Origin of the sequence: Rhodococcus sp. NPDC019647, from assembly GCF_044389235.1 — a bacterium.
Taxonomy (GTDB): Bacteria; Actinomycetota; Actinomycetes; order Mycobacteriales; family Mycobacteriaceae; genus Rhodococcus_F; species Rhodococcus_F oxybenzonivorans.
This window is the reverse complement of record NZ_JBIRXS010000031.1, coordinates 61632-79932: the sequence shown is the minus strand read 5'-3', so window position 1 is coordinate 79932 and position 18301 is coordinate 61632. Positions and strand designations below refer to the sequence as shown.

The following is an 18301-nucleotide window of genomic DNA, read 5'->3' as shown; positions in this document are numbered from 1 at the left end:
CCCTGCCCGGTTCACCCGTTTCCCCACGATGTCCGCACAGGACCCCCGCTCGGCTCCTGGAGTCGAAACTCCACCGGCTCAACCGCCCGGAACACCCCGACCGCACCGATACCAGCGTCGATCGCCGCCACTGGCGCCGATACCGGCGTCACCACCGAGCAACAAGCTCATCGTCGACAGCCGAGTGGCGTGTCGAAACGGTTGGGCCGTCATGATCGACGACACCACACCGGCGGCTCCCGCGGCTGTGGTGATCCCCCCGACGCTGCCGGCCCCTCCCCAGCAGGTCGCCGGCATCCCCAGCGCTCTTCCTCACGTTCTGCTTCATGAAGGCTCGGCGGAGAAGGTCGAGGTCGTCGACGCTGTCGGCTCTTGCGAGCATCCACGCAACGATGCCCCCGGTCCGGCGGCCGGGTTCGGTGAATCGACCCTCAGATGCTGCTCGCGCAAGTCGTGGAACCGGCGGATTCAGCCAGCCGCATCACCGGCGCCAGGTCCACTGCCGACACGAGATTTGGATCATCGAAAGTGGGTGTGGCGGTGTGCGATTCTTTCAGAAGGGGGTACGGGCCTCGACCGGCTTATCGACGATGATTCCAACGCCTTGTTCGGCGCGAGTCACGGTCACGTAGAAGCGGGCAGCCTGTCGCTGCGCGAGTGCGGTCCCCTTCTTTACAAACCTCATTATCGCACCGGTCGGGTAGATCAAGACGTGTTCACGTCCGAGCCCCTTCACATCGCCAAAGGTCCTGAAGCCCAGGGGCTCGAATCGCTTCCCTGATCTGGCGGAGTATCGCAGCAGCAGAAGCTATTCAGGACATTTCGGCCCCATTACCGGTGACTGGGTGACATCGCCGAACTCACCGCGGGTGTGGTCGATTGGGGTCGGCAGTCTTCGTTCCACCGCTATCGCGGGCAGTTTGCCGTCCAGCTGTGGCGGCCACCTCGTCGTTCCAGGGTCCTTATGCCCTACAGATCCGCTCCAGTCCGGGCGTAACGTTCATTTTACTCGTCCGCTCCTCGGCCGAGGACCAACCTTCAGAATGCAAGGAGAAAATCCCATGTCCAGGAACATGAAGATCACCCTGGGCGGCACCGCAGTAGGAGCCTCGATGGTCCTGGCCGCCGTATTACTACAGCGCACTCGCACGAGCTAGTTTCCTGCTGCCACAGCGGGGTGCGTTTCCCCCACCTGCACCGACTATGCCCGCGATGTGCGACTAAGTAGGACCGGTTCGGTGAGCATGGGATAGGAATGCTCGGATCATCGGATTTGCGTTTCGCACTCTGCCGGTCGCTGCGATGAACTACGAACCGAACGCCAAATTGCTGGGCTGGAGAGTCGGACCACTACTGGTGTTCACAGTGTTGCAAACGGTCGATCCCTCTGTGCAGTAACAGCATCAACCGCTCCTCCACCGTCATCGGTGGCAATGCCGGAACCACCAATCACCACTCAGTCGCCGACCTGGCGAGGGAGTCGGGAACGGAGGCGTGGACGAAGCGCACGTCGGGTGGATGCCGGGCACACGAGAACTGTCGTACACGTGGACATCCGCAGCAAAAAGGTAGACCGGCATCCTTGTCGTGGAGTTCGTTGTCCATCAGCACTAGCACGTCGAGGTCGACGAATTAGCTTCCAGTCCGCACCGCTACTCCGCGGGCGAGCATCGCACGTTCGCGAAGGGCGTCTGCCACAAGGCCGGGTGGACAATCGGAAACCGGCGGCCAGTCACCGTGGTGGGAACGAGGCGGATGAAAAGGTTCTTCGCCCCGGCCTGCCACGGAAAGGCCGGCAAATCGATGGTATCCATCAACTCATCGATCTCACGGATGCGCTCGGCACGTCCCGTCATCACCACGCTCCACGCTTCGCGCGACGGAGGCTCGTAGCCGTCGACTTCGAGCGCAACCAGCGCGTCCGACAGCGCAGCGGACACCTTGGTGCCTCTCCCGGATCGAAACACGACGGTTCCGTGATCGACCGCATAATTGAGGGGAGATATCCGGATGGTCGTCAACCCACACGGCGAGACGATCCACACTCTCGGTGCGGAGCAGCGCCCAACATTCACTGATAGCGAGTTCCTCGACGCTCGGCTCAGTGCCTCCCATTGCCTTCGCCTCCTGTCGTGGCATCAAGTTCGTGCCGTTCGTTCCGGCGCGATAAATCCGCCGTAGCAGGCATCGTCGTCGCTGTCTCGGCTCTGCGCGATATGACGTGAACGCCACTAGGCTGATGAACCGACCCGTCAGGCGGGGACGGCCCCGAAGTGTCGTCGGACGTGGTGCGATCGGTTCCGAGTCGCCGATCTCCGCTGTGGTGACGGTGAGAACGTCTCAACGTAACTTGTACACCGAATATCCGGTACGCCTCGCGACCCGCAAGATCGCGGCGTGCAGATGCTCAGCTCGGCGATAGATCTCCCGCCGGCGCAGCTCCCGCCGCACGTCGGGCTCGTTCTTCAGGTCGGCGACCGCGGCACGGTAGGCGTGCTCGGCCGCCGACAGTGCCTCGATCGCGCGATCCGCGTACGTCGCGGCAGCGCCCCTCGGCAGCGCACGCAGCCCTTGGGCCAAAGGGACTGCCGCGTCGGCGAGCGCGTCGAGTAATCCCACCAAGTACAGGTCCGGGGTCAGAGACGTCGGCCCCGAACACGACAACTCCGACTCCCGGATCAGCGCATACCCGGCCTCGGTGATCTCGCCGAGCCGTTCCCCCAACTCGAACAGATCCTCCGCCTCGATCGGCGTGCTGAAACTGTCGCGCACCGCGTTATGGAGATCGCGACGGGCGACGCGCTCAGCCTCGGCGACGACCCGCAGCTCCGCGGCCGCATCGTGGGTCGCGACGTCGCCGTGCCCCCACCGGTTCAGCACCCGCATGCCCTGCTCCACAAGCACCAGCTGTGCGCGCAGCATGCCGAGTACGTCGAACGAACGCGGCAGAAACCAGGAGGTCGGCAGGTGCGGCCAGCGCATCAGATCACCTCCCACACCGGGAACAGTGCCGCCCCCAGCAGCGCGGTCACCGGCAACGTGACAACCCACGCCAAGCCCATCTCCTTGACCACCCTCCAGTGCACATGCCGCGTGCGGTGCTGTGCCCCCACCCCTACCACGCCGGCCGCGACCACGTGCGTGGTGCTCACCGGCGCACCGACGAGGGAAGCGCCGAGGATCACTCCCGCCGCCCCGGACTGGCTCACCAGGCCGTCGAGCGGAGTCATCCGAAACACTCCGCGGCCCACGGTCCGCACGATCCGCCACCCCCCGAACGCGGTGCCGACGGTCAGGCTCGTCGCGGCCGCAAGCTTGACCCACAGCGGCACCGTGAATTCCGTGAGATGTCCGCTCGCGACCAGAAGCAGCGTGATCACACCCATGGTTTTCTGCGCATCGTTGCCGCCATGGCTGAACGCGAGCATCGCGGCCGTGCCCCATTCGGCGCCCCGCACCGGCGTGAGGGCACGCCGGCGAGCCCGCCGCATCAGACGCCAGGCGAACGCCCCGAGCAGCGCGCACGCGAGCGCCCCCAGCACCGGGGAGAGCGCCAGCCCGGCAAGGATGCCCACCACCCCGGTGGGACGGCCGTCGGTGAACCCACCCCAACGCACCCCGTCGGTGCCCGCGGCGACGAGGCACGCGCCGACCAACCCACCGACCAGCGCGTGCGACGAACTCGACGGCAATCCGAACCACCATGTCAGTAGGTTCCACGCAATCGCCGCAGTCAGCGCGGCCCCGACCGCTGACACCGTCGCCCCTGCGGGCAGCTCCACGACCCCACCGACGGTGTCGGCGACGGCCGTGCCGATCAGCAACGGTCCCACGAAGTTCCCGGCCGCGGCAAGTATCAGCGCGTGTCCGGGCCGGGCAGCCCCGGTCGCGACAAGCGCGGCAATCGAATTCGCCGAATCGTGGAAACCATTGGTGAGGTCGAACGCGAGCGCCGTCGCGATCGCCAGGACCAGGGCGACCTCCACCATCTCAGTACCGGGGACGCCAGCACGAGCGCCAGGAGGTATTGGCGATCGGCTCGACCCTCACGCTCGAGACGACACGGTCCACCGTGTGCGGCGCCAATCCCCCAGCCGCCGTCGGCTCGACATCGGGCAGTACCGGACTGATACGGCGAGTTGTCATCGGGACCTCCTGTCCAACAGTCTGAGCCACATAGCCAGGGCCGCACGCACGAACGCCGCCACAAACCCGGCAGTTGCTGTCCGTCATGCACAACGGTCGCGCGCTGGCCGCCAACGCATACGAGTCGGAGTATCGGCGCCGAGCGGATACACGGGGTGTAGGTGAAAACTACGGCGTGCGTTGCCCGTGAGGCGTACGCGGACTGCGTCGACAGGGCATTTGCGTGGCCAGGTGCAACCGTCGATCGACTGACGCGCGCCAGGGGCTGCAAGGCGTTACCCGTTCAATGAATTCCTCGACGACGGTCACAATGGCCGAGACCGGAGGACCTGCCGATACGGTGGCTTCGATCGACCCCTTCATGATTGACCCGGGGGCTGCAGTTCGCCGGTACGCAAGACAGGGTTTATTTCTGGGCGAGAAGGTAACGCCACCGGGCACGAGATCGTGAAGATACCTTCTCCTATGTGGCGGTGACATCACCTGGCGGAGATCGATCGGCAGCTCGATCGTCCGCTCGAAGCAGCCGTACCTGAACCGCGATCGCCAGGGAGAGGTGCGAGGGTCATTGCGTTGAACTTCGATCGCCAACTCCCGTCCATTAATCTCTGCGGTCACATCACGGATGGGTTTTGCGAGTCCAGGTAACGCCGCGCGCACCAGATAGCATTCGCCGGCGATCTGCTCCTCGACCCGGATACGGCGCACGTCCCGCCAGGCCGACCCCGCCCAGCTGCGGTCGAATCACAGCCACATATATCGGGCCAAACAGCGATTCGGGTCCGGTTGTTGTACCCGTCGCGGGTGTCAGGTGGCGCAGTCGCCACAGAATTTCATCCCGTTCTTGGTTGCCTGCCAGCCAGGCGGTGCACGAGGAAGAATCCGGAACACACGAATTCGTCGGCTTTTTTGGGGGACGACCCGCGCGGCTCGAACGACTGAGCGTCGCCCTCGGCATCGTCGTCGAGTCGGGTGCTTCCCGGCCCATCGCAGTCGGTAACCGCAGCTAGGGGCGTTAGCTCGATACAAGAGACCACCACCGAAGCGGCGACAGCAGTCTTCGGCTACCTGACACAGGGCCCGCGGTTTCGCCACCGGACAGTAACAGGCCAAAGACGGCGGATCCACGGTGCAATCGCCGCGCCCTGTGTAATGGACGCGTATGACTGACGCCGAAGACACTCGCCCGACGCCCCGCAGGCGTCGTGTCGAATGGGTGATCGGCGGCCTGCTCGTCGTCGTGCTCGCGGTGGAGATCGTCCTCATCTGGCCGGACCTCTCGGAGAGCGTCCAAAACCTCGGCGACCTCGAGTGGGGATGGGTGGCCGCGGCCGTCGTGGCGTCGCTGGCGTCGATGTCGAGCTTCGCCCGGGTCCAGCGCTGCCTGCTGGCGGTCGCGGATGTGCACGTCACACAGCGGCAGTCCCTCGTGGTGACGTTCGCCTCCAATTCGATGAGCGTGACACTGCCGGGCGGCCCGGTTCTGGCGACCACGTTCAGGTACCGGCAGACGCGCCTCTGGGGTGCGTCACCGGTGGTCGCGACGTGGCAACTGGTGATGGCCGGCGTCCTCCAGGCGATCGGTCTGGCGCTCGTCGGACTTGCGGGCGCACTGCTCGTCGGGGCCAAGACCAACCCGTTCTCGCTGATCTTCACGTTCGGCGGCCTGTGCGCCTTCCTCGTCGTGGCTCAGTACGCCGCCTCGCGACCCGACGCCCTCGAAGGTGTCGGCATCACCGCACTCCACGGATTCAACGCGCTCCGGAAGAAGCCTCCGCTGACCGGCGTTCATCACTGGAAGCACATCGTGAACCAGATGAGCGCCGTCCGGATGGATCGCCGCGACACGGCCCGCGCATTCGGGTGGTCGCTGTTCAACTGGATCGCCGACGCCGCATGTCTCACCTTCGCCTGCTACGCGGTCGGCGCCCATCCGGGGTTCGCCGGACTCGCCGTCGCGTATGCGGCGGGCAACGCCGCCCGTTCGGCCATCCCGCTCCTGCCCGCAGGGCTCGGTGTCATGGACGCCGTGCTCGTCCCCGCACTGACCGCCAGCGGAATGACCGGTGCCGAAGCGGTGTCCGCGATCGTCGTCTACCGCCTGGTCAGCTTCCTGCTCATGGCCGCCATCGGCTGGATCGTCTTCGCGGCACGCTTCCGCGGTACCCAGCAGGGCGAGGAAGGCCCGGACCTCGCACCACTGTGGCGCCCCGGGAAGTAGGAGGTCTCGCGCAGCGAGCGCACGACAGGACCTCGGTGGCACTGCAATGATCCAGTCGTTTCACTGACGGCGCGAACCTAGCCAGAATGCGTCCGCCTGTTGCCAGAACCACACCCACGCCCCGAAGATGCCCAGGGCGTATATTGCACCGCCGCCGGCAGCACCGGAGTTGCTGTTGATCATCGTTAGGTACCTCCGCCACAACGAGTCCGCGGTCCTGGCTGTCCACTGGTTCTCTGCATGTCGATATCCATTCGTCCGCAATACGACACGCGCAACCGTGCGTGTGTCGTGGTTCGATCGTTCGCGCACCATCGCCTTCGCGATTGCCGCGCCGGCCGCCGTCCTCCTGGGCACGTACCTGCTGGCCAGTGCCGTCACCGGCTCCAACGGCCACTGAAGCCTCAGCGCGGACCATCGAAACAAGTGTTTGCAACCTTTTTGGAGATCACCACCATGACCACAGCAAGTGACACCATGCATACCGGTGCGGCCTCATCGGCGAACACCACACCCTCACCACCGCCGCGCAACGCATGCACGAGCTCGACGTCGGAGCGCTACCGATCTGCGGAGACGACGCCCGCCTCCACAGCATCATCACCGACCGGGACATCATCCTCAAATGCGTCGCCGCCGGCACAGACCCTCACACGATTACCGCCGGCGACCTCGCCCAGGGCAGCACCTACCACGTCGACGCCGCAGCCTCCGTCGAACAAGTCGTCACCGTCATAGAAGAACACCAGATCCGCCGTCTGCCCGTCCTCGACGACCACCGGCTCATCGGCATGATCAGCGAAGCCGACATCGCCCGCCACCTCCCCGAACACGCCGTCGGCGCGTTCGTCGAAGCCATCTGCGCACCGAAAGCCCTCCCTAGCCACTGAAACCCACCACGATGAGGAGTGCCCACACCAGCCGTCCCCACGCCGGGCAGCCGAACAATTCAACGCTCAGGACGCAGTGGCGCCATTCAGTGATCACGACGAATACGCCGTGGCAATCGGTATTACTGCCCTCCGGCGGGAGTTCGTTGCCGCCGGGGCTGTCGGCGGCCCCGACGATCTGATCGACCCGCTCATGGAATATTCGCCACCGTCGCTCGTTCTCGTGCGTGAGCACCGCGCTGCGAGCCGCGAGATCCGCGGCAAAATTGAGCATTTCCGAGACGGAGAACATATACCGCGGAACGACACGGTGCGCAGTGAGATCCGCGCGCAGGGCGGCCGGGGTGAAGTCGACCCGACCGAGGATCGCGACCGCGCGCTCGAGGTTCCGGGCGATGAGATCGGCCATCGACGCGCACTGCCAATCGTTGCTCACGATACGGTGCCGCTCGGCCAGCAGATCCGCACGTTCCGGGTAGCTCAGCAATGCCTCCAACATGTCCCATGCCGCGGACATCGCGGACGTCAGCCACTGCCCGGTCGCCCGGTTCGCCTCCGCTAGCGCGCGGAGATCACCTTTCAGATTCGTGATCTCCATAGGCTCGCCACCGCCCTCCATGAACAAGATCCCGAGCGTCTCTGTGGCGCGATCATCATTGAGGTCGGAAGCTCCTGCGAACGGGCTGAGGTACTTCTCGCCAGACGGTTCGACCACCAACCACCGCTCGGCCAGTGCCTGTAATGCCCGTGAATCACGCTGCAACCGGATGACGTGGGTTGTGCACCGTGAACAGCAGCTGGTCTCGCTCCGCTGCATCGTTCGAGCGTGGCACAGCGCGACGAGACATCGCCGACGAATCGGAGAACTCTCGCATCGTCGGGGGTAATTCTCCTCGCGAGTGGATCAATCCCGGTGCCGTGACGCCTCGAGTGACCGCAGCGTCTGCTCCACTCCGCGGGCGACCACGTCGACCTCGGGGCATACGGCACCGTCACCGACAACCGTGATCGTGAACTGCCCCGCATAGGAAAACGCGCCGGCACCCACCGCGATGTTTCCCATCAGGGCCACTATCGGGACGATCTCACGCACGGCGGCCCCGAAGAGGTAAAGGGGGACGGGCGGGCCGGGCACGTCGGCGACGTACGTGTTCATCATGCGTTGCCGAGACAGCAGAGTCAGAGCAACCCACCGGACGGTCCGCCCGCCGACCACGGCGGCCCCCCGGCGCGGACGGACACCCCGCTTACGGGTGGCGGTGTCGGCGGCTATCGACACCAGTCGGCGGACGGGATCGTCGATCCAGAGCGGGAGCGGCACGATCATCTGCCCGAGCAGATTCCCGCGCGCCGGCCCCGGCACCTCCCGATGCAGCGACACGGGCACGACCGCACGCAACTCGAGGTTGTCGACCGGTTCCCCTCGACTGCGTAACAGTTCACGCAGGCCACCGGCGAAGACGGCAAGCAGCACATCGTTGACCTTCACACCGTACCAATCGGAGATCCTCCGCATCGTTACGAGTTCGGTTCGTACGACAGCGAACTCACGAGCAGCACCGATCGGCCGATTCAGGCTGCATCGCGGCGCCCGCCCCCCGGAGACCATCTCCCGCACCGATGCCCACGCACACCGGATACGACACACGATCGTCACCGGCCGTGTACACGCCACCAGCACACGAGCCACCGCGGCCCGGCGACGCCGGAGGTTGTCGACGATCAACTCGTTCGCCGCCGGCACCGGGGCCGGCATCCACGGCTCGACCCGAGGAGCCGGACCGTCGGGCGCAGAGTCGAACAGTGCACCGAGCATCGCCACCCCGGCCGGGCCATCGGCGATCACGTGGTGGACCCGGACATAAACCGCGGTCCGGCCACCCGCCAGGCCGGGTACGAACCACATCTCCCATAGCGGCCGGGAGCGGTCGAGCGGACGCCGACGCAACTCCTCGACCACCTCGAGTAGCCCCGCCTCGTCAGCGCGATCCACCGGCGGGACGGAACACACGTGGTCTCGAACATCGAAGGCTGCAGCATCCACCCACAGTGGCCGGCCCAGACCCCACCGAGGCACGTGGACCACCTGCCGCAGACGCGGCGCCAGCTGCAACCGCGCCTCGATCGATGTCCGGACGTCCCCGAGTAGAATCCGCCCGTCCGTGTCGACGAGGTCAAAGGCGTCGAGCAGGGCCACGAGACCGATGTCCTGCGACCACCCGGCCTCGTCCGGCCACAGAGTCATCACGTCCTGCGCGGTCAACCGCTCCATCAGCCTCACCCCATTAGTACAGGAACGTCCGTCCCGGACCGACCACGACTACCACGGCCTCGCGGGTTGTCGTCCTACCATCAGTGTCGATCCGGGAGTGCGCGGAAAATAGGGTCACAGGTCAACAACCACGGGCGACCCCGGGTTCGACACGATGCCAGCCGCACGATTCGAACGCGAACCGTCTCCCGCGGCAGCCCCGTCGACGTCCCGGCATTGGCCGTTTGAGCCGATGCGACCGTTGCCGCCACTGTTGCGGCCTGGACCGACAACGATTCTCCGGCGGCGGAGGCCGCGGCAAGTGCTGCGGGATGAGCGTCGGCGAGCCCGCCTACAGCGGCTGCCGCGATCACGCCGCTGCCACCGAAGGAGTCGGCGCACCCCTTGCAGGTCGTGCGCCGCGTCGAGCAGAACATCGGCGGTCCTCGCGCCGGACAGTAGCGAACATGTCAGGGAAGGGTGGGGTGATCGTCGCGTACGAACGCCATCGTGCTCGCGGTGATTCGCTCGCCGTCGGTGTGTGAAAGGTGTGTGAAAGATGTCGGCGGACGGGGTGGGATACGGCTCGCCGTACCAAATGGTGGGGATCGGGATCGCGTGTGCCAGGTGCAGGGTGGCCCGATGGAGCACGGCGACAGACGCCGCCCACCGCACGGCCTGGGTCGATGCCGTCGTGCTGTCGACGCCGACGGTGACATCACCTCCACGAGAAGGCAGGCCTCGTCGTCACTTTCCCGGATGAATTCCGTTGGCATTTAAGGGTGTCAGTGCCGAGGTGGCACCGGTCGTGACTTTGGGCCCGCATCGCGACATCTGGCGGTGTGGTCGTCGGACTGCTCATTGCCGTCGTTGCGCCGAGCGCTGGCTTGCCCGCCACGGGTGAATTGCGGCGACCGGACATTGCGGCCGACATGTGTGGGAGAAGTGACTTTCGGCCCTCCCCAGGGAGGTCACCGCTACCGCACCGTTGAACGGAGCCGAACTGCACATTCTGGAACCGACGTCGGCGGTGGAACGAGGTCATCATGCCCGGCAAACGCGCACCGGCAGCAATGCACGGCGCGGACCAGTGTTCGCCGCAGCAAGATGCCGATCCTGCAGACGTGCGGTTTCTGCATCCGGCCGGCATCGCAGCTGCCGTTCTCGTCGGTGCCGGCATCGCCTTCCTCGTCGTTCTCCTGGGCGTGTGGTTCGCGACACTGATGATCGGTGTCGGTGCGGCAGCGGCTCTCGTGGGTACGGTATGCCTTGCCACGGCAATGCTTTTACCGCATCGTCCCCATCGGCGATCCCGGCGGTACCCGGCGATTCACCCTCTTCCACGGTGACTATCGGCCCTAACCGCTCCGTCGCGTTCGGCGAAGACTGAAGGGCATGCACCACACTCCCGCCGTGAAGTCGAGGCGGGGAGTGAACCGAAGCGGAGGCGATCATGGACAGCACCATCCCCGACGAGAATGTCGTTCGGATCGCCGTGGACCTTGCATGCCGCGCGCCGTCGGTGCACAACAGTCAGCCGTGGCAATGGAACTACACGGACGGCCGACTCGATCTGCGCACCGAACGTGGCCGCCTCCTGGCGTCAGCGGACCCGACCGGCCGGCAACAGGTAATCAGCTGTGGGGCGGCACTGCACCACCTGGAGACGGCGCTGACCGCACTGCGATGGTCGACCGACATCCACCGCCTCCCGGAGGGCCCGCACTCGGGCCACCTGGCGACGATCCGCTTCCGACACGACGCCCGACCCCGCTCCCACGACTTCGACCTACTCACCGCGATCAGGCATCGGCACTCCGATCGCCGACCGTTCGGTCCACTCGGATTGAAGAATCCCCTTCCCCGTTCGCTCGCCGATCTGGTGCGCCGGCGGGGGGTGCGACTGACGGTCCTGCCGCAGGACGCGCGCCCGGTACTGGCCGCGGCCACCGAACTCACCGCCGCGGCACGCAAGTACGACTCCGCATACCAATCCGAGTTACATTGGTGGGCAGGCCATTCCATTCCGGCAGGAGGGATTCCTGCCGAGGCGTTGGCGACCGCGGACAATCGCGCACGGGTGGATATCGGTCGGAAGTTTCCCATCGGGCTGGACGATGACGCGACCGAGGAGATCGATCGGTCGACTGTCTTGCTGTTGAGTACCGAAAGGGACGGACGGCTGGATTGGCTTCGCTCCGGTGAGGCGTTGTCCTCGGTGCTCCTCGAAGTCACCGTCGACACCATCGCAACGTGCCCCCTCACCCATGTGATCGAAGTGCGCCGGAGCAGAGACATGATCCGGAACCTTCTCCCGGACGGGGGATATCCCCAGGCATTGATTCGTGTGGGAGCCGTCGAGCAGGAGCTTCCCCCGCGGCAGACTCCCCGGCGCGCGACGGACTCGGTGTTCTCGGTGGGGCCCCGACGGGGCGGCCTCCGATGACGGCAGAAGACGACCAGCTCCGACCTGGCCTGTGACGTGACTGCGCTTCTTCGCGGAGAGGACATTGCGCATGATCAACGTATTTCTCGTAGATGATCACGAAGTCGTTCGCCGCGGAATCGCCGATCTGCTCACTGCGGATTCCGAACTGGCAGTGATCGGGGAGGCGGCGTCCTACTCGCAGGCCCTTGCGAGGATCCCCGCGCTCAAACCCGATGTCGCGGTACTCGACGTCCGCCTGCCTGACGGCAACGGCATCGAACTCTGTCGGGAACTGCTCTCGAAGATGCCCGGCCTGCGGTGCCTGATGCTGACCTCCTATACCGACGACCAAGCGATGCTCGACGCCATCCTCGCCGGAGCCAGCGGCTACGTCGTCAAAGACATCCGGGGGATGGAGCTGGCCCAAGCCGTTCACGATGTCGGCGCAGGCAAATCCCTACTCGCCAGTCGTGCCGCCGCCGCGCTGATGGCCAAGCTCCGCTCGGACGCGAACGAAGAGAAGGGGGCGTACGCGCACCTGACCACCCAGGAACGGACCTTGCTCGGGCTCCTGGGCGAAGGGCTGACCAATCGGCAGATCGCCGAACGGATGTTCCTCGCCGAGAAGACCGTCAAGAACTATGTGTCACGGCTGCTGACCAAGCTGGGCGTCGAACGCCGCACCCAGGCGGCCGTGCTGGCGACGAAGATGCCACACCACCGCGGCGGGAACCACTAGATTCTCGCCGGTTCCCCCGAGGTGCCCCGAACTATTCGCACTCTCGGGCAGCGCCGACGTGGGAGACTGTGCCTCGTGCCCCGTCGACAGCGTGACCGGGATCGCCGTTCCCTGCTCGGACCGCTCTCCGAGCTCCGTCTGCGCGAGCTGCTCACCGAAGTGCAGGACCGCATCGAGCAGATCGTCGAATCACGCGACCACGTCGACGGCCTGCTCGACGCCATGCTCGCGGTGACCTCAGGGCTCGACCTCGACGACACCCTCCGCACAATCGTTCACGCGGCGATCAACCTGGTGGACGCACGCTACGGCGCGTTGGGGGTCGTCGGGGCAGGGGGCGATCTGAGCGCTTTCATCTTCGAGGGAATCGACGAGGAGACGCGCGCCGAGATCGGCGAGCTTCCCCGTGGACGGGGGGTACTCGGCTTTCTCATCACGAACCCGAAGCCGATCCGCCTCGACGACCTCGCCCACCATCGGGCATCCGTCGGGTTCCCGGCGCACCACCCGCCGATGAGCACCTTCCTCGGTGTTCCGATCCAGATCCGGGACACCGTATTCGGGAACCTGTATCTCACCGAGAAGGCGAACGGCCAATCGTTCACCGAGGACGACGAGGTCATCCTGCGTGCCCTGGCCGCCGCCGCGGGAATCGCCATCGAGAACGCTCGCCTGTACGAGGAGTCGCGCACCAGACAGTTGTGGCTCGAGGCGACCCGGGAAATCGCCACGGAGTTGCTTGCCGGCAGTGACACCGCCGACGTACTGCAGGTCGTGACGGACGATGCGCTGGCACTGACCGGCGCGGACAGCACCTTCCTGGCTGTGCCCGACAACCCCGAGGTGCCCTCGGACGAGGTCACCGAACTGATCGTGACGGTATCGGCGGGGACGGTGTCCGATCGGATCATCGGCGGAACGATTCCACTCGAGGGGTCGACCTCGGGTGAGGCCTTCCGCAGCATGATGCCGCTGCGGGTCGACGAACTCGCGTTCGACCCCGGTTTCGACTCCACCACACCGTTCGGTCCGGCGCTGGTCCTGCCGCTGCGGGCGGTTCAGTCGGTGACCGGGGTGCTGGTCGCCCTGCGCAGTAAGGGAGCGGCGGCGTTCACCGAGGACCAGCTGGCCCTGATGTCCGGTTTCGCGGATCAAGCGGCGGTGGCGCTGCAGCTGGCCAATACCCAACGGAGGATGCGCGAACTCGACGTGCTCACCGACCGCGATCGCATCGCCCGGGATCTTCACGATCATGTGATCCAGCGCTTGTTCGCGGTCGGGCTGTCGCTGCAGAGCACACTGCAACGTGCAAAGTCGCCCGAGGTCAGAGACCGGCTCGGGCACACGGTCGACGACCTGCACGACATCGTGCGAGACATCCGAACCGCGATCTTCGATCTGCACGGCGGTGCCGGTGAAACCACCCAACTGCGGCGTGAGCTCAACGAGATCATCGCGGAGATCACCGCGGACTCCGGGCTGCGCACCACCGTGCAATTGTCTGGTCCGCTGTCCGTCATCGATACAACGCTGGCCGACCACGCCGAAGCGGTGCTCCGCGAGTCCCTGAGCAATGTGGTGCGGCATGCGGCCGCCGATACGGTGACCATCAGCATTTCCGTCTACGACGACCTCACGATCGAGGTGGCCGACAACGGCGTCGGCATCCCCGACGACGCCGAACACAGTGGGCTCGACAATCTGGCGTCCCGGGCGCGTCAAGCCAACGGCCGGTTCACGATCGACTCGACGGCAGGCGGCGGCACCACCCTGCAGTGGTCCGCTCCTCTGCCCTGAGCACCAGCCTTTTATGCCACCTTGTCGGGGTCATCGGAACGTTGCGGTCTGCGGGGCACGGGAACACGCTCCCCGCCACGTAGGGGGATATTGGGCGGGCCACCTCGGCTTTCAGCGTCCTTTCAGCTTGTGTCGATGCTCGTCGTACCGAACGGAGCATCAATCTTGCGCCGAAGATAGCCGATGCAGACCTCCACGATGTTGTCGTCGCCCTCATAGTTGGCGTCCCACACCGACTGCAAAATATCGTGTTTAGTGACAACCGATCCGGCGCGGCGCATCAGGAACTCGAGCACACTGTATTCGCGGGGCGTGAGGCGAAGGCGGATCTCACAGCGAGTGACCCGCCGCATCGCCGGGTCCAACGAGAGCCCCGCTGCACTCAATACCGGTGGTCGCGGCGGAGCCCCACGCCGCACCAGCGCCCGCAACCGGGCGATCAGCACCACGAACGAGAACGGCTTGACCAGATAATCGTCGGCGCCGAGGTCGAACGCATCGGGGAGGTCGTACTCGCCGTCCTTGGCCGAGAGCATCAACACCGGCGTCCACACCTGCTGCCGACGCATCTCCCGGACCACGTCGTACCCGTGTATGCCGGGCAACATGATGTCGAGGCACATCGAAGCCGCCACTCACCGCGGCCGCCAACCCGGCAACGCCGTCGTGCTCAACCTGCACGGTGCACCCGTCAGCCGTCAAGCCGCGGCGCACCGTCGTGGCCAGTCGTGTTTCGTCCTTGACCAGCAACACCCGCACCGCCGCCTGCTCCACAACATTCCGACATCGGTCAACCCCAACGGTACGACCGGCAGCGCGGTCACCGCCCCCTACGGACCAGGACCGGACGAAGGTGCTGCACCTGCACAATTCTGGACCCGCACCCGGCAGGGTGACGCTACCGTGCGAAGGTCAGCGTGCCGGGAGCCATCGAAGATTGCGATGTTGTGGTGAGCGATTCGGAGTAAGTCGCGGAGCCTAGTGCGCCTTGATGATCGGCAGTTTCATCGAAGGCGTAAACGCAGTAGGACTTCTGCGCCGTACGCTCTTCACTCGACCGGGGCACCACCATCAGCGCCAGCGCGGTCGCACCGGTCTGCTCACGTCCGCACCCGGTTTACATCGCCACCCTTGTCCTGGGCGACGTCATCCCGACAGTCGCCAAACCGTGCAGAACCCCCGCCGGTGCGAGCACCAGCGGCGCGGTTGCCGGGGTACCACCCACAGCGCCGGTCGACGCCAGCCAGAGATGTTCCCAGCCAGGCAACTCCGCCCAAGCGTACTTGAGAACCCCGGTGTCAAGGTTCGCGCTCACGTGTTCATACACCCCAAACAGAACCGCCGGAACGGCGCCCAGCGCGATCATGCGGGCCTGCCCTATAGCGATCCATGAACGGTGGAACACGACGATCAACGCCGAGCAGAAGAGCGCACCGAGCACAATCCACGGCACCAGCTGCTCGACATTTCTTCCAGTGCCGCAACGACGCCAATTCGATAGCAACGAACGCGCATGAGAGCACAGACAGCGCGAGCAATGCCGCCTGAAACCGCACGACAAGTCTAGCCTGACGTGCGCCGCCGCGGTCGGGGGCAACCACCCCTCATCGTGCACGCCCGCCCATCTCCTACTGTGGGCCAGAACACTCAAAATCGTGACCAGCGTCTGTTGATCGATTCCGTGTATTTGCCCAATTACTTGGTCAGAGTGTCGGACATCGTTAGCTCAACAAGTGGAAGGCCGCAGTACACCCAACGAGTCGACCTCGCCCACGGCATGGACAAGGCATCCACCATCACCCAGATGTACAGCCTGAACCGATCGATTTGGATGCTGGCCTTTCGCCTGCTTCTGGAGAGCGGCGTACCGGCAGAACAACTCGCGATCGCCACCAGACAATCCGAGCGGTTCAGAACCGACGACAGCCGGTGGAAGGAACACTGGCCCGCGTGAATGTGCCGGGCCCTCAGGGCGTCCTACGCACGCGGGCCGGCGTCGGGCCAGCAACAAACTGCAGTCGAAACGTGTCCAGCAGTACTTTGCTGACCTGGGACAGCGTGTTCGGATCCGACATGATGTCAACGGAGCTGACGATATCGAGCGACGCCGGACTGAGACTTCCCCGATCGAGCAGCATGAACGCCTTCTCGTTCCCGTTATGTCGGCAGCGATATACCACTCCATCCACGTGGTCTGCGACGGACAGGATCTTGTGACAGGTCGACCTGCAATCGTCGTAGCCGGTGCCTTCGCAGCTCAGCAGATCCCCATCGAGGTTGAGTGAGGGCAGCTCGCCATCCATCAGCACGGCCACTTCGATGTCATGCTTCAGCACCATCACCGTGTGCGTCCTGCCAGCAACTCGCTTCGCCCGAATCAACCCGCTCTTGGGTATCTCCTGGTTGCGAAGAATGCCTTCCGCAACAGCGCCTTCGATTGTCTCGGCAACATACAGATATCCACCGTGCGAGTCGTCGATCGGCTCGAATCGTCCCTGGTACGGATCGCCGAGCGCCTTGACCGTGCGGTTGAAAGAGTTGGGCGCGTACGAAGACCCGCTGCCGCTGATCCGGTGCAGCTCGGTGCCCGCCCCGATGGTCCAGGTCGCTGGATGCCTGCCGTTGTACTGTCTCACGTCAGTCCATGCCGATCTGCTCGGAACGAACCATTCGATCGACGTCGTGCTCTGTGAGCCGCTGCTGCGCGAGCCGATCAATCGGGCTCTCGCCCTTGATCATTTCGTTCTCGGAGAACCACCAGTCCAACGTTCCCCACGGGTCGTCGTCGCATTCCAGCTCGCGGTTTGCGTACTCCACGATTGGGTTGATGCGCTTCCGGTCGGACTCGAATTGGAACACCGGATACCGATACTTGTTAGCGAGCGGCAGTCCGAGAAGCCGGTGCTCCTTCCGACGGTTGCCGGCGATTGCACGGTTGACCTTGCCCGGCTGGGAAAGGATCGTCGAGACCTCAATCGAGGTAATCGTGTCTCGCTCCAGCGAGATCGGCAGGGTGTACTCCAGCGGCCCGGTAGTCGTCTCCAGCTCGACAACGTCGGCGCTCGCGCTCGACTTAACCCATTGGAGATGACCGGCGGCCGCCTCCCGCGGAACCTCTTTGAGTGCATCTACAAGCTCGGCAGGAGACAGCCCAAGATGGGCCGGACGACTCGACATGAGCGAAAATCTCACCAACGAAGAATCGGCGAGGCCCTTCATCTCCAACCGCTTCACCCAGCGTTCAGGGACCGTGACCGCCTTCATCTCGTCCGTCACGACCCCAGCGACTTCCGTCAGCTCCGCGTCGATCTCAGCCAGATTTATCGTAAATTCAATATAGACATCGGACGGTTGCTTCAGATCCGCCGCCTCAGCCGCGACCCGGAAAGACGACACCCAGCTCTTCACCGCAGCAGTCCAACTACCCCCACCACGGGACTTGTCGAACTTCGCGACGTAGGTGCCCTCTTTGATCGGCAGCGATCCGACCACATCGATTTCAGCACTGCCGGTGAGAACACCGCTGCCAATGACGGCGCGCGGGTCATACAACAGGACATGCTGATGATCCGCCTTGGCCACAGCGCTCTTCTCCCGCCGCAGACCCATTTTGTTGATGACTCCAGGTTTGTGGACAAAGGCCGACTTTCCGCTCTTGATGACTCCGTGCCCGTGGGCCCTGTTGTCGGGGTAAATCTTCTTGGACAATGCACCCTCGCTTACGATAATTACTGCAGTTACCCTAGTGTAGTTGTCGTAAGCGCACTACGCCACACGCCGGTCAGAGAGGACCAAATGGGCGAGCAACGATCCCGAGGTCGCGAGTGAC

Annotated in this window: 18 protein-coding genes and 2 pseudogenes; 9 read left to right on the top strand and 11 right to left on the bottom strand. The window is 64.9% G+C overall.

Going from position 1 to position 18301, the window contains the following annotated elements; all coding sequences use genetic code 11:
- The first annotated feature begins 211 nt into the window (after nucleotides 1–211).
- Nucleotides 212–781, top strand: a complete 570-nt coding sequence (locus ACH49N_RS33065) for a hypothetical protein (RefSeq protein WP_358276957.1) — start codon at nucleotides 212–214, stop codon at nucleotides 779–781.
- Nucleotides 782–1652: 871 nt separating this feature from the next.
- Here ACH49N_RS33065 and ACH49N_RS33060 read toward each other — a convergent pair.
- The 4 genes from ACH49N_RS33060 to ACH49N_RS33045 all read right to left on the bottom strand — a co-directional run bounded on the left by ACH49N_RS33060 (nucleotide 1653) and on the right by ACH49N_RS33045 (nucleotide 4146).
- Complete coding sequence (locus tag ACH49N_RS33060; protein ID WP_358276956.1) at nucleotides 1653–1967, bottom strand: pyridoxamine 5'-phosphate oxidase family protein; 315 nt, start codon at nucleotides 1965–1967, stop codon at nucleotides 1653–1655.
- A 373-nt stretch (nucleotides 1968–2340) separates the two neighbouring features.
- Nucleotides 2341–2982: a hypothetical protein gene (locus tag ACH49N_RS33055; protein ID WP_358276955.1), complete on the bottom strand. Its 642-nt coding sequence runs from the start codon at nucleotides 2980–2982 to the stop codon at nucleotides 2341–2343.
- Nucleotides 2982–3989 carry an inorganic phosphate transporter gene (locus ACH49N_RS33050; protein WP_358276954.1) on the bottom strand — a complete coding sequence of 336 codons (1008 nt, stop codon included), beginning with the start codon at nucleotides 3987–3989 and terminating at the stop codon, nucleotides 2982–2984. The genes ACH49N_RS33055 and ACH49N_RS33050 overlap by 1 nt, the downstream gene beginning before the upstream one ends.
- A 1-nt stretch (nucleotide 3990) precedes the next feature.
- Nucleotides 3991–4146 carry a hypothetical protein gene (locus tag ACH49N_RS33045; protein ID WP_358276953.1) on the bottom strand — a complete coding sequence of 52 codons (156 nt, stop codon included), beginning with the start codon at nucleotides 4144–4146 and terminating at the stop codon, nucleotides 3991–3993.
- A gap of 1162 nt (nucleotides 4147–5308) precedes the next feature.
- On the opposite strand from ACH49N_RS33045, the gene ACH49N_RS33040 reads away from it, so the two are divergent.
- From ACH49N_RS33040 to ACH49N_RS33030, 3 genes and pseudogenes are all read left to right on the top strand, one after another.
- A complete protein-coding gene (locus ACH49N_RS33040) occupies nucleotides 5309–6367 on the top strand; it encodes a YbhN family protein (protein WP_358276952.1) in 1059 nt (352 codons plus the stop codon).
- A gap of 127 nt (nucleotides 6368–6494) precedes the next feature.
- Nucleotides 6495–6767, top strand: coding sequence for a hypothetical protein (locus tag ACH49N_RS33035; protein ID WP_397504896.1), 273 nt, complete (start codon nucleotides 6495–6497; stop codon nucleotides 6765–6767).
- A 56-nt stretch (nucleotides 6768–6823) separates the two neighbouring features.
- A pseudogene (locus tag ACH49N_RS33030) lies at nucleotides 6824–7257 on the top strand (CBS domain-containing protein).
- Here the strand turns inward: ACH49N_RS33030 and ACH49N_RS33025 are convergent.
- From ACH49N_RS33025 to ACH49N_RS33015, 3 genes are all read right to left on the bottom strand, one after another.
- A complete protein-coding gene (locus ACH49N_RS33025; RefSeq protein ID WP_358276951.1) occupies nucleotides 7247–8074 on the bottom strand; it encodes a hypothetical protein in 828 nt (275 codons plus the stop codon). The pseudogene ACH49N_RS33030 and the gene ACH49N_RS33025 sit on opposite strands and share 11 nt — an antisense overlap.
- Nucleotides 8075–8161: 87 nt before the next feature.
- Nucleotides 8162–9529: a wax ester/triacylglycerol synthase family O-acyltransferase gene (locus ACH49N_RS33020; protein ID WP_358276950.1), complete on the bottom strand. Its 1368-nt coding sequence runs from the start codon at nucleotides 9527–9529 to the stop codon at nucleotides 8162–8164.
- Between the two features lie 114 nt (nucleotides 9530–9643).
- Nucleotides 9644–10183, bottom strand: a complete 540-nt coding sequence (locus tag ACH49N_RS33015; RefSeq protein ID WP_358276949.1) for a hypothetical protein — start codon at nucleotides 10181–10183, stop codon at nucleotides 9644–9646.
- 371 nt (nucleotides 10184–10554) lie between these two features.
- On the opposite strand from ACH49N_RS33015, the gene ACH49N_RS33010 reads away from it, so the two are divergent.
- The 4 genes from ACH49N_RS33010 (at nucleotide 10555) to ACH49N_RS32995 (ending at nucleotide 14472) form a co-directional block, all read left to right on the top strand.
- Nucleotides 10555–10857 carry a hypothetical protein gene (locus ACH49N_RS33010; protein WP_358276948.1) on the top strand — a complete coding sequence of 101 codons (303 nt, stop codon included), beginning with the start codon at nucleotides 10555–10557 and terminating at the stop codon, nucleotides 10855–10857.
- Nucleotides 10858–10961: 104 nt separating this feature from the next.
- The gene (locus ACH49N_RS33005; RefSeq protein WP_358276947.1) at nucleotides 10962–11954 is read left to right on the top strand and encodes an Acg family FMN-binding oxidoreductase; all 993 of its coding nucleotides are present in this window, start codon (nucleotides 10962–10964) and stop codon (nucleotides 11952–11954) included.
- A gap of 70 nt (nucleotides 11955–12024) precedes the next feature.
- Nucleotides 12025–12675: a response regulator transcription factor gene (locus ACH49N_RS33000; RefSeq protein WP_358276946.1), complete on the top strand. Its 651-nt coding sequence runs from the start codon at nucleotides 12025–12027 to the stop codon at nucleotides 12673–12675.
- Between the two features lie 75 nt (nucleotides 12676–12750).
- Nucleotides 12751–14472 carry a GAF domain-containing protein gene (locus tag ACH49N_RS32995; protein WP_358276945.1) on the top strand — a complete coding sequence of 574 codons (1722 nt, stop codon included), beginning with the start codon at nucleotides 12751–12753 and terminating at the stop codon, nucleotides 14470–14472.
- A gap of 122 nt (nucleotides 14473–14594) precedes the next feature.
- Here the strand turns inward: ACH49N_RS32995 and ACH49N_RS32990 are convergent.
- Nucleotides 14595–15231, bottom strand: a pseudogene (locus ACH49N_RS32990) (response regulator transcription factor).
- A gap of 358 nt (nucleotides 15232–15589) precedes the next feature.
- The gene (locus ACH49N_RS32985) at nucleotides 15590–15925 is read right to left on the bottom strand and encodes a hypothetical protein (RefSeq protein ID WP_358276944.1); all 336 of its coding nucleotides are present in this window, start codon (nucleotides 15923–15925) and stop codon (nucleotides 15590–15592) included.
- A 180-nt stretch (nucleotides 15926–16105) separates the two neighbouring features.
- Here ACH49N_RS32985 and ACH49N_RS32980 point away from each other — a divergent pair, with 180 nt between their 5' ends.
- The gene (locus ACH49N_RS32980; RefSeq protein WP_358276943.1) at nucleotides 16106–16426 is read left to right on the top strand and encodes a hypothetical protein; all 321 of its coding nucleotides are present in this window, start codon (nucleotides 16106–16108) and stop codon (nucleotides 16424–16426) included.
- Nucleotides 16427–16439: 13 nt separating this feature from the next.
- Here ACH49N_RS32980 and ACH49N_RS32975 read toward each other — a convergent pair whose 3' ends face one another.
- Nucleotides 16440–17108 carry an RES family NAD+ phosphorylase gene (locus ACH49N_RS32975; RefSeq protein ID WP_358276942.1) on the bottom strand — a complete coding sequence of 223 codons (669 nt, stop codon included), beginning with the start codon at nucleotides 17106–17108 and terminating at the stop codon, nucleotides 16440–16442.
- A gap of 1 nt (nucleotide 17109) precedes the next feature.
- Complete coding sequence (locus ACH49N_RS32970; RefSeq protein ID WP_358276941.1) at nucleotides 17110–18180, bottom strand: hypothetical protein; 1071 nt, start codon at nucleotides 18178–18180, stop codon at nucleotides 17110–17112.
- Between the last annotated feature and the right edge of the window lie 121 nt (nucleotides 18181–18301).